The 13,631-nt window shown below is 72.2% G+C and carries 14 protein-coding genes; 9 read left to right on the top strand and 5 right to left on the bottom strand.

Going from position 1 to position 13,631, the window contains the following annotated elements; all coding sequences use genetic code 11:
* The first annotated feature begins 7 nt into the window (after positions 1 to 7).
* The 5 genes from IG88_RS0100700 to IG88_RS42245 all read left to right on the top strand — a co-directional run bounded on the left by IG88_RS0100700 (position 8) and on the right by IG88_RS42245 (position 4,552).
* Complete coding sequence (locus tag IG88_RS0100700; RefSeq protein ID WP_031033646.1) at positions 8 to 1,246, top strand: Mur ligase family protein; 1,239 nt, start codon at positions 8 to 10, stop codon at positions 1,244 to 1,246.
* Between the two features lie 23 nt (positions 1,247 to 1,269).
* On the top strand, positions 1,270 to 1,998 hold the full coding sequence (locus tag IG88_RS0100695) for a type 1 glutamine amidotransferase (RefSeq protein WP_031033644.1): 729 nt from the start codon (positions 1,270 to 1,272) through the stop codon (positions 1,996 to 1,998).
* Positions 1,999 to 2,165: 167 nt separating this feature from the next.
* Complete coding sequence (locus IG88_RS0100690) at positions 2,166 to 3,191, top strand: 6-phosphofructokinase (protein WP_031033641.1); 1,026 nt, start codon at positions 2,166 to 2,168, stop codon at positions 3,189 to 3,191.
* A 196-nt stretch (positions 3,192 to 3,387) separates the two neighbouring features.
* Positions 3,388 to 4,338, top strand: coding sequence for a cytochrome c oxidase assembly protein (locus IG88_RS0100685; protein ID WP_031033639.1), 951 nt, complete (start codon positions 3,388 to 3,390; stop codon positions 4,336 to 4,338).
* A gap of 43 nt (positions 4,339 to 4,381) precedes the next feature.
* Positions 4,382 to 4,552 (top strand): hypothetical protein, encoded by a 171-nt coding sequence (locus tag IG88_RS42245; protein WP_031033637.1) that lies wholly within the window; start codon positions 4,382 to 4,384, stop codon positions 4,550 to 4,552.
* A 20-nt stretch (positions 4,553 to 4,572) separates the two neighbouring features.
* Here the strand turns inward: IG88_RS42245 and IG88_RS0100675 are convergent, their stop codons facing one another.
* The 4 genes from IG88_RS0100675 to IG88_RS0100660 are packed head-to-tail and all read right to left on the bottom strand — an operon-like array spanning position 4,573 to position 8,698.
* Positions 4,573 to 5,790, bottom strand: a complete 1,218-nt coding sequence (locus IG88_RS0100675; protein ID WP_031033635.1) for a sensor histidine kinase — start codon at positions 5,788 to 5,790, stop codon at positions 4,573 to 4,575.
* The gene (locus IG88_RS0100670; RefSeq protein ID WP_031033632.1) at positions 5,787 to 7,505 is read right to left on the bottom strand and encodes a cation acetate symporter; all 1,719 of its coding nucleotides are present in this window, start codon (positions 7,503 to 7,505) and stop codon (positions 5,787 to 5,789) included. The genes IG88_RS0100675 and IG88_RS0100670 overlap by 4 nt, the downstream gene beginning before the upstream one ends.
* A 34-nt stretch (positions 7,506 to 7,539) precedes the next feature.
* On the bottom strand, positions 7,540 to 7,935 hold the full coding sequence (locus IG88_RS0100665) for a hypothetical protein (protein WP_031033631.1): 396 nt from the start codon (positions 7,933 to 7,935) through the stop codon (positions 7,540 to 7,542).
* 4 nt (positions 7,936 to 7,939) lie between these two features.
* The gene (locus tag IG88_RS0100660; protein ID WP_031033629.1) at positions 7,940 to 8,698 is read right to left on the bottom strand and encodes a LytR/AlgR family response regulator transcription factor; all 759 of its coding nucleotides are present in this window, start codon (positions 8,696 to 8,698) and stop codon (positions 7,940 to 7,942) included.
* A gap of 77 nt (positions 8,699 to 8,775) precedes the next feature.
* On the opposite strand from IG88_RS0100660, the gene IG88_RS0100655 reads away from it, so the two are divergent.
* The 3 genes from IG88_RS0100655 (at position 8,776) to rocD (ending at position 11,464) form a co-directional block, all read left to right on the top strand.
* Positions 8,776 to 9,279 carry an Lrp/AsnC family transcriptional regulator gene (locus tag IG88_RS0100655; RefSeq protein WP_031033627.1) on the top strand — a complete coding sequence of 168 codons (504 nt, stop codon included), beginning with the start codon at positions 8,776 to 8,778 and terminating at the stop codon, positions 9,277 to 9,279.
* A 125-nt stretch (positions 9,280 to 9,404) separates the two neighbouring features.
* Positions 9,405 to 10,244, top strand: coding sequence for a dimethylargininase (gene ddaH / locus IG88_RS0100650; RefSeq protein WP_031033625.1), 840 nt, complete (start codon positions 9,405 to 9,407; stop codon positions 10,242 to 10,244).
* A complete protein-coding gene (gene rocD / locus IG88_RS0100645) occupies positions 10,241 to 11,464 on the top strand; it encodes an ornithine--oxo-acid transaminase (protein WP_031033623.1) in 1,224 nt (407 codons plus the stop codon). Before ddaH ends, rocD begins: the two co-directional genes overlap by 4 nt.
* A gap of 15 nt (positions 11,465 to 11,479) precedes the next feature.
* Here rocD and IG88_RS0100640 read toward each other — a convergent pair whose 3' ends face one another.
* On the bottom strand, positions 11,480 to 11,938 hold the full coding sequence (locus IG88_RS0100640; RefSeq protein WP_031033621.1) for an RpiB/LacA/LacB family sugar-phosphate isomerase: 459 nt from the start codon (positions 11,936 to 11,938) through the stop codon (positions 11,480 to 11,482).
* A gap of 142 nt (positions 11,939 to 12,080) precedes the next feature.
* Between IG88_RS0100640 and IG88_RS0100635 the strand changes: the two genes are divergently transcribed.
* Positions 12,081 to 13,595, top strand: a complete 1,515-nt coding sequence (locus IG88_RS0100635; RefSeq protein WP_031033619.1) for an MFS transporter — start codon at positions 12,081 to 12,083, stop codon at positions 13,593 to 13,595.
* Positions 13,596 to 13,631: the final 36 nt, after the last annotated feature.

Here is a 13,631-nt window from a genome sequence, read left to right as displayed (position 1 = left end):
AGAACTGATGGCAGGCAACTCGGACCCGCTCACGCCGCGGGCCAAGATCGCCGTGACCGCGGGCAAGGCGGTCGCGGCGGCATCGCGCGCCGCGGGGCGCGGCAGCGGTTCGGTGATCGGCGGCCGGGTGGCGCTGAAACTCGACCCGGACCTCCTCCACCGGCTCGCCCAGCACCTGGACGTGACCCTCGTCTCGGCGACCAACGGCAAGACCACCACCACCCGGCTCATCGCCGAGGCGCTCAAGGCGGCCGGTCCGGTCGTCTCCAACGCCCTCGGCGCCAACATGCCGGCCGGCATCACCTCGGCCCTCGCGGGCGGCGCGGACTCCCGCTACGGCGTCATCGAGGTCGACGAGAAGTACCTCGTCGGCGTCGCCCAGGCCACCGACCCGAAGTGCATCGCGCTGCTCAACCTCTCCCGCGACCAGCTCGACCGCGCCGCCGAGACCCGGATGCTCGCCGAGAACTGGCGCGAGGGCCTGGCCGGCTCGAAGGCCGTGGTGGTCGCCAACGCCGACGACCCGCTCGTGGTGTGGGCCGCCTCCTCCTCCCCCAACGTGATCTGGGTCGCCGCGGGCCAGATGTGGAAGGACGACGCCTGGTCCTGCCCGTCCTGCGGCGGTGTGATGCAGCGCCCCGGCGACGACTGGTTCTGCGGCGAGTGCGGCTTCCGGCGCCCCACGCCGAGCTGGGCCCTGTCCGGCGACCACGTCCTCGACCCGCACGGCTCCGCCTGGCCCATCCACCTCCAGTTGCCGGGCCGCGCCAACAAGGCCAACGCCGCCTCCTCCGCCGCCGTCGCCGCCGTCTTCGGGGTGCCGCCCCAGGTCGCCCTGGAGCGCATGTACCAGGTGCAGGCGGTCGCCGGACGCTACGACGTGGTCCAGTTCCAGGGCCGCGACCTGCGTCTGCTGCTCGCCAAGAACCCGGCGGGCTGGCTGGAGACCTTCTCCCTGATCGACCCGCCGCCGGCCCCGGTGATCCTCTCGGTGAACGCGCGCGGCGCCGACGGCACCGACACCTCCTGGCTGTGGGACGTGGACTACACCCGGCTGACCGGCCACCCGATCTGCGTGATCGGCGACCGCAAGCTGGACCTCGCGGTGCGCCTGGAGGTCGCGAACCAGCAGTTCCAGGTGTGCGACGACCTCGACCAGGCGGTGCAGCTCTGTCCGCCGGGACGCATCGAGGTCATCGCGAACTACACCGCCTTCCAGGACCTGCGCCGCCGCGTCGGCAACTGACCGCGTCACATCAGGGGAATCTCGTGAGCGACAACCAACTGCGGATCGTCTGGATCTACCCGGACCTGCTCAGCACCTACGGCGACCAGGGCAACGCCCTCGTCGTGGAGCGCCGCGCCCGCCAGCGCGGCCTCGACGTGGCCCGTCTCGACGTGCGCAGCGACCAGCCCATCCCGACCTCCGGCGACATCTACCTCATCGGCGGCGGCGAGGACCGGCCGCAGCGGCTCGCGGCGGAGCGGCTGCGCCGCGACGGCGGGCTGCACCGGGCGGTGGAGAACGGCGCGATCGTCTTCTCCGTCTGCGCCGGCTACCAGATCCTGGGCCACGAGTTCATCAACGACCTCGGTCAGCGCGAGCCCGGTCTCGGCCTGCTCGACGTGGTCTCGACCCGCGGCGAGGGCGCGCGCTGCGTCGGCGACGTCCTCGGCGACATCGACCCGCGCCTCGGCCTGCCCCCGCTGACCGGCTTCGAGAACCACCAGGGCATCACCCACATCGGGCCCAGCGCCCGTCCGCTCGCCCAGGTCCGTTTCGGCAACGGCAACGGCACGGGCGACGGCACCGAGGGCGCCTACAACGACACGGTCTTCGGCACGTACATGCACGGCCCCGTACTGGCCCGCAACCCGCTGATCGCGGACCTGCTGCTCAAGCTGGCCCTCGACGTGAACGCACTGCCGCCGACCGACGACCGGTGGTACGAGGCGCTGCGCAACGAGCGCATCGCGGCCGCGCAGCAGCCCGCCTGAGACCTGCGGTCCCAGCCCGTCTGATGGCGCATCCGCACAGGTGAGCGGGTGCGTCCAGCAGGCGGACGCGTGGTTCGGCCCCGCGCCCGGGTACCGCTAGGGTGGCGGGGAATCGAGCCGGACAGCGCGGTCCGGACCCGTGCCACGTGGAGAAGGTATTTCGGGCTATGCGCATTGGTGTCCTCACGTCCGGCGGCGACTGCCCAGGCCTGAACGCCGTCATCCGGTCCGTCGTGCACCGTGCCGTCGTCGACCACGGCGACGAGGTCATCGGTTTCCGGGACGGCTGGAAGGGCCTCCTGGAGTGCGACTACCTCAAGCTCGACCTCGACGCGGTCGGCGGCATCCTGGCGCGCGGCGGCACCATACTCGGCTCCTCCCGGGTCCGTCCGGAGCACCTGCGGGACGGCGTCGAGCGGGCCCGCGGCCACGTCGCGGAACTCGGCCTCGACGCGATCATCCCGATCGGCGGCGAGGGCACGCTCAAGGCGGCCCGGCTGCTGTCCGACAACGGCCTGCCGATCGTGGGCGTGCCGAAGACCATCGACAACGACATAGCGGTCACCGACGTCACCTTCGGCTTCGACACCGCGGTGACCGTCGCCACCGAGGCCCTGGACCGGCTGAAGACCACCGCCGAGTCGCACCAGCGGGTCCTGATCGTCGAGGTCATGGGCCGGCACACCGGCTGGATCGCGCTGCACTCGGGCATGGCGGCCGGCGCGCACGCCGTCGTCGTCCCGGAACGCCCCTTCGACATCGACGAGCTGACCGCGAAGGTCGGCGAGCGCTTCTCCGCGGGCAAGCGGTTCGCGATCGTGGTGGCGGCGGAGGGCGCCAAGCCGAAGGCCGGCACCATGGACTTCGACGAGGGCGGCAAGGACGTCTACGGCCACGAGCGCTTCGCCGGGATCGCCCGCCAGCTCTCGGTCGAGCTGGAGGAGCGCCTCGGCAAGGAGGCCCGGCCGGTGATACTCGGACACGTGCAGCGCGGCGGTACGCCGACGGCGTACGACCGGGTGCTGGCGACGCGGTTCGGGTGGCACGCGGTGGAGGCGGTGCACCGGGGGCAGTTCGGGATGATGACGGCGCTGCGCGGCACGGACATCGAGATGGTGTCGCTGGCCGAGGCGGTGGAGTCGTTGAAGACGGTGCCGGATGCGCGGTACGCGGAAGCGGAATGTGTTCTGTGAGGTTGCCGCGGTACGCCGTCCGCCGGTAGTCCGTGGCTGACCGCGCCCCCGCGGCGGAGCCGCACATCGCAACGGTCCCGCGCCCCTGAGGCGTTTCACCGCCCCCGGTCGCAGATGCGGCCGGGGGCGGCTCTACGCTTGCTTCGGACAAGCGGCGTTCAACCGCGCTCAACCCCCACGAAACAGGAGCGGGCGGATGGATCACAGCGGGCACGGCATGACGATGGATCTGCCGCCGTTCACGCTGGGGCGGGGCCTGGCCTGGTCGGCGGACCCCTTCTTCCTCGTCGCCTGTCTCCTCGGACTGGCGCTGTACGGCTGGGGCGTCGTCCGCCTGGTGCGGCGCGGTGACAAGTGGCCGGTCGGCCGGACCGTGGCCTTCGCGGCCGGTGTGCTGAGCGTCGCCCTGATGATGTGCACCAAGCTGAACGACTACGGCATGGTCATGTTCAGCGTGCACATGGTGCAGCACATGGTCATCAGCATGGTGTCGCCGATCCTGCTGCTGCTCGGCGCTCCGATCACGCTGGCCCTGCGCGCGCTGCCCCCGGCGGGCCGCGGCCGCAAGGGGCCCCGCGAGCTGCTGCTGATGCTGCTGCACAGCCGCTACATGCGGATCATCACGCATCCGGCGTTCACCATCCCGCTGTTCATCGCGAGCCTGTACGCGCTGTACTTCACGCCCCTCTTCGACACGCTCATGGGCTCCCAGGCCGGGCACATCGGGATGATGGTGCACTTCCTCGCCGTCGGCCTGGTGTTCTTCTGGCCGATCATGGGCGTGGACCCGGGCCCGCACCGGCCGGGTTACCTGATGCGGATGCTGGAGCTGTTCGCGGGCATGCCGTTCCACGCGTTCTTCGGCATCGCGCTGATGATGGCCTCGTCCCCGATGGTCGACACGTTCAAGAACCCGCCCGCCTCCCTGGGCATCGACGCGCTCTCCGACCAGAACGCGGCCGGCGGCATCGCCTGGGCGTTCAGCGAGGTCCCGTCCGTGCTGGTGCTGCTCGCGCTGCTCTTCCAGTGGTACGCCTCGGAGGAGCGGCAGGCCCGGCGCAGCGACCGGGCCGCCGAGCGCGACGGCGACAAGGAACTGGCCGCCTACAACGCCTATCTGGCCTCACTGAACACACGCGGCGGCTGAACGGGGCACCATGGAGGGCAACGGACACGAGGAGGGTGTTGCGATGCCCGGTTCCACGGACAGTTCGACGAAGGCGATGGGGGCGCTCACCATCGGCGGCCTGGTCGCGGTGACGGCCTACACGGTGGCGCTCGGAAGCAACGGCTGGTTGTGGTTCGGCTGGGTCGTGCTGGGCCTGATCACCCTGGGGCTGGTGGCCGGCCGCAGCGCCTGAGCCCCGCACGGGGTCCCTGCTCACTCGCGGCCGATCCGGCCCGCCGAGTGCACGCCCGGCTGGTACTTCGGCAGCCGGACCGTGATCTTCATGCCCGCGCCGACGGCCGTCTCGATGACGAGCCCGTGGTCGTCCCCGTAGACCTGGCGGAGACGGTCGTCGACGTTGGACAGCCCGATGCCGCCCGACGGGCTGACCTCGCGCGCGAGGATGCGGCGCAGCAGGCCGGGGTCCATGCCGGCGCCGTCGTCCTCGATGACCACCAGCGCCTCGGCTCCCGCGTCCTGGGCGGTGATCTGGATGCGGCACCGGTCGGACTTGCCCTCCAGGCCGTGCTTGACGGCGTTCTCGACCAGGGGCTGGAGGCACAGGAAGGGCAGGGCGACCGGCAGCACCTCGGGGGCGATCTGGAGGGTGACGGCGAGGCGGTCGCCGAAGCGGGCCCTCACCAGCGCCAGGTAGTGGTCGATGGCGTGCAGCTCGTCGGCGAGCGTGGTGAAGTCGCCGTGCCTGCGGAACGAGTAGCGGGTGAAGTCGGCGAACTCCAGGAGCAGCTCGCGGGCGCGCTCGGGGTCGGTGCGCACGAAGGACGCGATCACCGCGAGCGAGTTGAAGATGAAGTGCGGGGAGATCTGGGCGCGCAGGGCCTTGATCTCGGCCTCGATGAGGCGGGTGCGGGACTGGTCGAGGTCGGCGAGTTCGAGTTGGACGGAGACCCAGCGGGCCACCTCGCCTGCCGCGCGGACCAGGACGGCGGACTCGCGGGGCGCGCAGGCGACGAGGGCGCCGTGCACCCGGTCGTCGACGGTGAGCGGGGCGACGACGGCCCAGCGCACCGCGCAGTCCGGGATGTCGCAGGTCAGGCGGAAGGCCTCGCCCCGGCCGGTGGCCAGCGGTCCCGACAGGCGTTCCATGATCTCGGTGCGGTGGTGGGTGCCCGCGCCGTCCCAGACCAGGACCTGTTCGAGGTCGGTCAGGCACAGCGCGTCCGTGCCCAGCAGGGAGCGCAGCTTGCGGGCCGACTTCCCCGCGGTCTCCTCGGTCAGGCCCGCCCGCAGCGGGGGCGCGGCCAGGGAGGCGGTGTGCAGGGTCTGGAAGGTGGCGTGCTCGACCGGGGTGCCCAGGCCGCCGAGGTGCTGCGGCCGGGCCGTGCGCCGGCCCAGCCAGAAACCGGCGGCCAGCAGCGGGAGCAGGGCGACCGCCAGGCCCGCCAGGAAGCCTCCTGTCGCGCCGCTCACGACGCGGTCTCCCGCTTGCCCAGTTCCTCCGGCAGGTGGAAGCGGGCCAGGATCGCCGCCGTCCCGGCCGGGACCCGGCCCGGGGTGGCCAGGGAGACCAGCACCATGGTGAGGAAGCCCAGCGGCACCGACCACAGAGCGGGCCAGGCCAGCAGCGCGTGCAGCGCCCAGCCGCCGCCCGGGAAGCCGCCCATGGTGGCGGCGACGGCGAGGAGCGCGGAGCCGCCGCCCACCAGCATCCCGGCGGCCGCACCGGGCGGGGTGAGGCGCCGCCACCAGATGCCGAGGACGAGCAGGGGGCAGAAGGAGGAGGCCGACACGGCGAAGGCGAGGCCGACGGCGTCGGCGACCGGCAGTCCGCCGACCAGCGTGCTCGCCGCCAGCGGCACGGCCATGGCGAGCACGGTGCCGAGCCGGAAGTGGGACACCGCGCGGGAGGGCAGCACGTCCTGGGTGAGCACCCCCGCGACGGCCATGGTGAGCCCCGACGCGGTGGACAGGAAGGCGGCGAAGGCACCGCCCGCGACCAGCGCGCCGAGCAGGTCGCCGCCCACTCCCCCGATCACCCGGTCCGGCAGCAGCAGGACCGCGGCGTCGGCCTCCCCGGTCAGGGTCAGTTCGGGGGCGTAGAGGCGGCCGAGGGCTCCGTAGAGGGGCGGCAGCAGGTAGAAGGCACCGATCAGGCCGAGGACGGCGACGGTGGTGCGGCGGGCGGCGACGCCGGTCGGACTGGTGTAGAAGCGGACCACGACGTGGGGCAGCCCCATGGTGCCCAGGAAGGTGGCCAGGATCAGGCCGTACGTGGCGTACAGCGGGCGTTCCGCGCGGCTCTCGGCCCGGGAGGGCGACAGGGCGTCGTCGGCGCCGCGTCCGGCGGCCGGGACGGGGGTGTCCGGGGCGAAGGTGAGACGGGTGCCGGCGTCGATGCGGTGGGTGCCGGCGGGCAGGGCGAGACGGGCGCCGTCGTGGGTGCGGCCGTCCACGGTGCCGTCGACGGTGACCGTCAGCGGCTCGTCGAGCTTGAGGGTGAGGGTGGCGTCGACGCGGACCGAGCGCTGCTCGCGGAAGGTGGCGGGTTCCTCGAAGGGGCGGCCGGGGGCGCCGTCGCCCTGCCAGGCCAGCACCAGGAAGAGGGCGGGGACGAGCAGCGCGGTGAGTTTGAGCCAGAACTGGAATGCCTGGACGAAGGTGATGCTGCGCATGCCGCCGGCGGCGACTATCGCGGTGACGACGACGGCGACGATCACCCCGCCGAGCCGGCCGGGGGCCCCGCTGAGCACGGTCAGCGTCAGGCCGGCGCCCTGGAGCTGCGGCAGCAGGTACAGCCAGCCGACCCCGACCACGAAGGCCCCCGCGAGCCGCCGCACCCCCTGGGAGGCGAGCCGGGCCTCGGCGAAGTCGGGCAGCGTGTAGGCGCCCGAGCGGCGCAGCGGGGCGGCGACGAAGAGGAGCAGGACGAGGTAGCCGGCGGTGTAGCCGACCGGGTACCAGAGCATGTCCGGCCCCTGGACGAGGACCAGTCCGGCGATGCCGAGGAAGGAGGCGGCGGAGAGGTACTCGCCGCTGATGGCGGCGGCGTTCAGGCGGGGTCCGACGGTGCGGGAGGCGACGTAGAAGTCGGAGGTGGTCCGGGAGATGCGCAGGCCGAAGGCGCCGACGAGGACGGTGGCCACCACGACGAGGGCGACGGCGGTGATGGCGTAGCTGGGGTTCATGGCCTCTTTCCGGCCTCGCTGCCCACCGGCGGGGTCATCGGTCCTCGACGAGGCGGACGAAGTCGCGTTCGTTGCGTTCGGCGCGGCGCACGTACCAGCGGGCGAGCAGGACCAGCGGGACGTACAGGCCGAAGCCGAGGACGGCCCACTCCAGGTGGCGGGCGTCGGGCAGCGCCGCGAACAGCAGCGGGAGCGGGCCGACGAGCAGGCCCAGGACGGCGAGGGCGGTGAGCCCGGCGCGCAGTTGGCTGCGCATCAGGGAGCGGACGTAGGTGTGGCCGAGGGTGGTCTGCTCGTCGATCTCGGTGCGCGGACGGTAGTGGCCGGAGGGCTGGGGGTGCCGGCCGCGCGAGCGGAGCCGGGCGTGGGGCACGGTGCCCCTGGCCGGGGCGGTGACGGTGACGCGGCGTTCCGCGGGGTCCTGGGGCACGGTTTCAGGGCCTCCGCATGAGCAGGTCCCGCAGTTCGCGGGCGTGGCGCCGGCTGACCTGCAGTTCCTCGGTGCCGACCAGGACGCTGACGGTGCCCGCGTCCAGGCGCAGTTCGCCGATGTGGCGCAGGGCGACCAGGTGGCGGCGGTGGATGCGGACGAACCCGCGGGCGCGCCAGCGCTCCTCCAGCGTGGACAGGGGGATGCGCACGAGGTGGCTGCCCCGGTCGGTGTGGAGGCGGGCGTAGTCGCCCTGGGCCTCGACGTGGGTGATCTCGTCGACGGGGACGAAGCGGGTGACGCCGCCGAGTTCGACGGTGACGTGGTCGGGGTCGGGTTCGTGCACGGGGACGCGCGGGGCGGGCACGGCCGCGGTGCGCTGTTCGGCGGCCCGGCGCACCGCTTCCGCGAGGCGCTCCTTGCGGACCGGTTTGAGCACGTAGTCGACGGCCTCGAGGTCGAAGGCCTGGACGGCGAAGTCCTCGTGCGCGGTGACGAACACGACCAGCGGCGGCCGGGCGAACCCGGTGAGCAGCCTGGCGAGGTCCAGTCCGTCGAGGCCGGGCATCTGGATGTCGAGGAAGACGACGTCGATGGCCTCGGGACCGTCGGGGCCCGATTCCAGGGCCCGGTTGATGCGGCGCAGCGCCTCGGTCGCGTCGCCCGCGCCCTCCGCGGTGCCGACGCGGGGATCGGCGTTGAGCAGGTACACGAGTTCCTCGAGCGTGGGGCGTTCGTCGTCGACGGCCAGGGCGCGCAGCATGAAGGTGGAGTGTAGGGGCGATCCGGGCATCTGCCCACGCCTGCGACGTGGCCGTATCCGCTGGATACGGTGCCCGCATGAACAGCAGGCCCGCTTCCTTCGACGAACTCGACCGGAAGATCGTCACCGCTCTGATGGAGAACGCCAGGACGTCCTTCGCCGAGATCGGCGCGGAGATCGGGCTGTCCGCGACGGCGGTCAAGCGCCGGGTGGACCGGCTGCGCGAGACGGACGTGATCACCGGGTTCACGGCGACGGTGCGGCCCTCCGCGCTGGGGTGGCGCACGGAGGCGTACGTGGAGGTGTACTGCGAGGGGGCGGCGCCGCCGCGGCGGCTCGCGGAGGTGGTGCGGGGCTATCCGGAGATCACGGCGGCGATGACGGTGACCGGCGGCGCGGACGCGCTGCTGCACGTGCGGGCGCGGGACGTGGAGCACTTCGAGGAGGTGCTGGAGCGGATCCGTGCGGAGCCGTTCATCCGCAAGACGATCAGTGTGATGGTGCTGTCCCACCTGATCCCGGAGAGTCCTGAGGCGGGAGCCGCCCTGCTCGCGCCGGACGACGCAGCGGACGTGCGCTGACCGGGGGGACAACGCAGCGTCCCTGCGGGAACACGCAGCTTTCTGCGCTTGTCGGGCTCGGGCGCCACTTCCTACCGTGGTGTCATCACCCCGTGACACACCGTGAAAAGCGGAGGTACCCCTCTGTGACCGAGCCCCGTGTGCCGCGCCGGCGGCGCTTCGTGGTCTGCGAACCCAGACACTTCGCCGTGCAGTACGCGATCAACCCGTGGATGAGCACCGGCCGGCCCGTCGACGTCATCCGCGCCCTCGACCAGTGGCAGGCACTGGTCGACACCTACCGTGCCCACGGCCACACCGTGGACACGGTCGCCCCGGTCCCCGGTCTGCCCGACATGGTCTTCGCCGCGAACTGCGCGGTCGTGGTCGGGGGCCGGGTCCTCGGCTCCCTCTTCCGCGCGCCCGAGCGGCGTCCCGAGTCGGTGCCGTTCGAGGCGTGGTTCAAGACGGAGGGCTTCGAGGTCCACCACCCCGAGTCGGTCTGCGAGGGCGAGGGCGACCTGGTCCCGGCCGGCCGCTGGATCCTGGCCGGCACCGGGTTCCGCACCACCCCCGAGGCGCACCGCGAGGCGCAGGAGTTCTTCGGGGTGCCGGTGATCTCGCTGACCCTGGTGGACCCGTACTTCTACCACCTGGACACGGCGCTGTTCGTCCTCGACGACGGGGAGGACGGCGACGGCGGGAACATCGCGTACTACCCCGGCGCCTTCTCGCCCGGCAGCCGTGAGGTGCTGCAGCGGCTGTACCCGGACGCGGTGGTCGCCACCCGCGCGGACGCGATGGCGTTCGGGCTCAACTCCGTGTCCGACGGACGGCACGTGTTCATCGCCCCCGGGGCCCGGGAGCTGGCCGGCCGGCTCGCCGGTCTCGGCTACGTGCCCGTCCCCGTCGACCTGTCCGAGTTCCACAAGGCCGGTGGCGGCATCAAGTGCTGCACCCAGGAGATCCGGGAGTCCCGCTCATGACCGCACCCGCCCGTACGCACCGCGGCTCGGCGGAGCTGATCCGCGCGGAGGAGCCCGTCCTCGCGCACAACTACCACCCGCTGCCCGTCGTGGTGGCCCGCGCCGAGGGCGCCTGGGTGGAGGACGTGGAGGGCCGCCGCTACCTGGACATGCTGGCCGGCTACTCGGCGCTCAACTTCGGCCATCGCCATCCGGCGCTGATCGGGGCCGCCCATCGCCAGCTCGACCGGCTGACGCTGACCTCGCGCGCCTTCCACAACGACCGTCTCGCGGGCTTCGCCGAGAAGCTGGCCGCGCTGACCGGCACGGACATGGTGCTGCCCATGAACACCGGCGCCGAGGCGGTGGAGAGCGGCATCAAGGTGGCCCGCAAGTGGGCCTACGACGTGAAGGGCGTCCCGGCCGACCGGGCGACGATCGTGGTGGCCGCGGACAACTTCCACGGCCGGACGACGACGATCGTCGGTTTCTCCACCGACGAGACGGCCCGCCAGGGCTTCGGCCCCTTCGCCCCCGGCTTCCGGATCGTGCCGTACAACGACCTGGCCGCGATGGAGGCTGCGGTCGACGAGACGACGGCGGCCGTGCTGATCGAGCCCATCCAGGGCGAGGCGGGTGTGCTGATCCCGGACGACGGCTATCTGGCGGGCGTGCGGGAGCTGACCCGGCGCAGGGGCTGCCTGTTCGTCGCGGACGAGATCCAGTCGGGGCTGGGCCGCACGGGGCACACCCTGGCCGTCGAGCACGAGTCGGTGGTGCCGGACGTGGTGCTGCTCGGCAAGGCGCTGGGCGGGGGCATCGTGCCGGTGTCGGCGGTGGTCGGCCGGCGGGAGGTGCTGGGGGTGCTGCACCCGGGCGAGCACGGTTCGACGTTCGGCGGCAATCCGCTGGCCGCGGCGGTCGGCACGGCGGTGGTGGAGCTGCTGGAGACCGGAGAGTTCCAGCGCCGCGCGGCCGAGCTGGGCACGGTGCTGCGCGAGGGCCTGGCCACCCTGGTCGGCAAGGGCGTCGTCGGCTTCCGGGCGCGGGGACTGTGGGCGGGCGTCGACGTGGACCCGGCGCTGGGCACCGGGCGCGAGATCAGTGAACGGCTCATGCGCGAGGGTGTCCTGGTCAAGGACACGCACGGTTCGACGATCCGGCTGGCCCCGCCGCTGACCGTCACGGCCGAGGAGCTGACGGGCGCCCTCGGGACGCTGGAGAAGGTCCTGACCTCCTGACCGGCCCCGCGCCGGTCACCGAGCGGCTCGGCGTCCTTCGTCGAGCCGCTCGACGTGCGTGACGTTGTCCCGGTCCTCGGCGTCCTCGCTCGGCCCGGCCGCGAACCAGGCGTCGAGGATCTCCCTCAGCAGCGGACCGGAGGTCAGCCTGAGACCGAGCGCGAGGACGTTGGCGTCGTTCCAGCGGCGGGCGCCGCCGGCGGTGTAGGCGTCGGTGCACAGGGCGGCGCGGACGCCGGGCACCTTGTTCGCGGCGATCGACGCGCCGGTGCCGGTCCAGCAGCACACCACGGCCTGGTCGGCCCGCCCCTCGGCGACCTCGCGCGCCGCCTGCTCGGAGCCGACGGCCCACCGCGGGTCCGCCGCGGGGTCCAGTGCGCCGTAGGCGCGCACGTCGTGGCCGCGGGCGCGCAGCTCCTCGACGAGGAGCCGGGCGACGGGTTCGTCCATGTCGGAGGAGACGGAGATACGCATGTGCGAAGCGTACTCACCGGGCGCTCACCTCATCGGCCCAGTCACATGACCGAAGTCACGACCATACCCAGCATCATCGGGGGAACGGGTACGAGCTGGAAGACGTACGACCGAGCAGGGCTCCTCCCCGGAGTGTCTGCGCGTGGAAAGGGAGGCCGCCACGTCCCCCACCGAGAACGGCCCAGAGACCGACACCGCGGCGGTACGCCGCCACCCCGCCCTGTTCCGGGCGATCAGGCGTCGGAAGAACCCCCGGCTGCGGCGGTCGGACATCACCGTCACGGACGAGGCCGCGGTCAAGCGTGCCGTGAAGGCGGCCTCTCTCGGCAATGCCATGGAGTGGTTCGACTTCGGCATCTACGCCTATCTGGCGGGCACCATCGGCCGCGTGTTCTTCCCGTCCGGGAGCGACACGGCACAGTTGCTCTCCTCGTTCGCCACGTTCGCCGTGGCGTTCCTGGTGCGGCCGATCGGCGGCATGGTCTTCGGGCCGATGGGCGACAAGATCGGCCGCAAGAAGGTGCTCGCGCTGACGATGATCCTCATGGCGATCGGCACCGCCGCCATCGGGTTCATCCCCAGCTACGACGCGATCGGTTTCTGGTCCCCGCTGCTGCTGATCCTCTTCCGCCTGCTCCAGGGCTTCTCCACGGGCGGTGAGTACGGCGGCGCGTCGACCTTCATCGCCGAGTACGCGCCGGACAAGCGGCGCGGGTTCTTCGGCAGCTTCCTGGAACTGGGCACGCTGGCCGGGTACACGGGCGCGGCGAGCCTGGTCACCGCGCTGACGGCGGGGCTCGGCAGCGACACGATGGACGCCTGGGGCTGGCGGATCCCCTTCCTGGTCGCCGCGCCGCTGGGCATCGTGGGTATCTATCTGCGGCTGAAGCTGGACGACACGCCCGCGTTCCTGAAGCTGGAGGACTCCAACGTCCACATCTCGGAGGCGGCGACCGCGGTGGAGACCACCGCCCGGGGCGACCTCGTCAAGATCTTCCGCACGCACTGGCGGTCGCTGGTGCTGTGCATCGCCCTGGTCGGCGCCTACAACATCACCGACTACATGCTGCTGTCGTACATGCCGACGTATCTGTCGGACGAGCTGCACTACAGCGAGAGCCACGGGCTGATGATCCTGGTGGCGACGATGGTGCTGCTGATGCTGATCATCAACCAGGTCGGCCGGATCTCCGACCACTTCGGCCGCAAGCCCGTCCTGATGACCGGCATGATCGGCTTCTTCGTCCTGTCCGCTCCGGCGTTCCTGCTGGTGCGCCAGGGCAGTCTGCTCGCGGTCGCGGGCGGCATGCTGATGCTCGGCCTGTCGCTGGTGTGCCTGCTGGGCACGATGTCGGCGGCGCTCCCCGCGATGTTCCCGACCAACGTCCGCTACGGGTCCCTGTCGGTCGGCTACAACCTGTCGGCGTCCCTGTTCGGCGGTACCACGCCGCTGGTGATCACCGCCCTGATCAGTGTCTCCGGCTCCGAGATGATGCCGGCCTACTACTCGATGGCGGCGGCCCTGATCGGAGTCGTGGCCGTGGCCTGCATGAAGGAGACGGCGCAGAAGCCGCTGGCGGGTTCCCCTCCGTCGGTGGGAACCGAGGAGGAGGCGGCGGAGATCGTCGAGGCGCAGGCGCCGACGCCGCGGTTCTGACGCCGCGGGGTGCGGGCGCGCGCCGTGGGGCGGTGG

The organism is Streptomyces sp. NRRL F-5650 (assembly GCF_000721365.1).
Lineage (GTDB): Bacteria > Actinomycetota > Actinomycetes > Streptomycetales > Streptomycetaceae > Streptomyces > Streptomyces ardesiacus.
Note: the sequence above shows the minus strand (reverse complement) of the source record. Positions and strands in the feature narration are given on the sequence as shown.

Bases quoted from the DNA above. Each gene is read 5' to 3' on its own strand.
- IG88_RS0100655 (WP_031033627.1), top strand. From the start codon at position 8,776: ATGAACAGCAGGCCCGCTTCCTTCGACGAACTCGACCGGAAGATCGTC.
- IG88_RS0100660 (WP_031033629.1), bottom strand. From the start codon at position 8,698: ATGCTGCGCGCCCTGGCCGTCGACGACGAACGCCCCACGCTCGAGGAA.
- IG88_RS0100670 (WP_031033632.1), bottom strand. From the start codon at position 7,505: ATGAACCCCAGCTACGCCATCACCGCCGTCGCCCTCGTCGTGGTGGCC.
- rocD (WP_031033623.1), top strand. From the start codon at position 10,241: ATGACCGCACCCGCCCGTACGCACCGCGGCTCGGCGGAGCTGATCCGC.
- IG88_RS0100690 (WP_031033641.1), top strand. From the start codon at position 2,166: ATGCGCATTGGTGTCCTCACGTCCGGCGGCGACTGCCCAGGCCTGAAC.
- IG88_RS0100700 (WP_031033646.1), top strand. From the start codon at position 8: ATGGCAGGCAACTCGGACCCGCTCACGCCGCGGGCCAAGATCGCCGTG.
- IG88_RS42245 (WP_031033637.1), top strand. From the start codon at position 4,382: ATGCCCGGTTCCACGGACAGTTCGACGAAGGCGATGGGGGCGCTCACC.
- IG88_RS0100685 (WP_031033639.1), top strand. From the start codon at position 3,388: ATGGATCACAGCGGGCACGGCATGACGATGGATCTGCCGCCGTTCACG.
- IG88_RS0100640 (WP_031033621.1), bottom strand. From the start codon at position 11,938: ATGCGTATCTCCGTCTCCTCCGACATGGACGAACCCGTCGCCCGGCTC.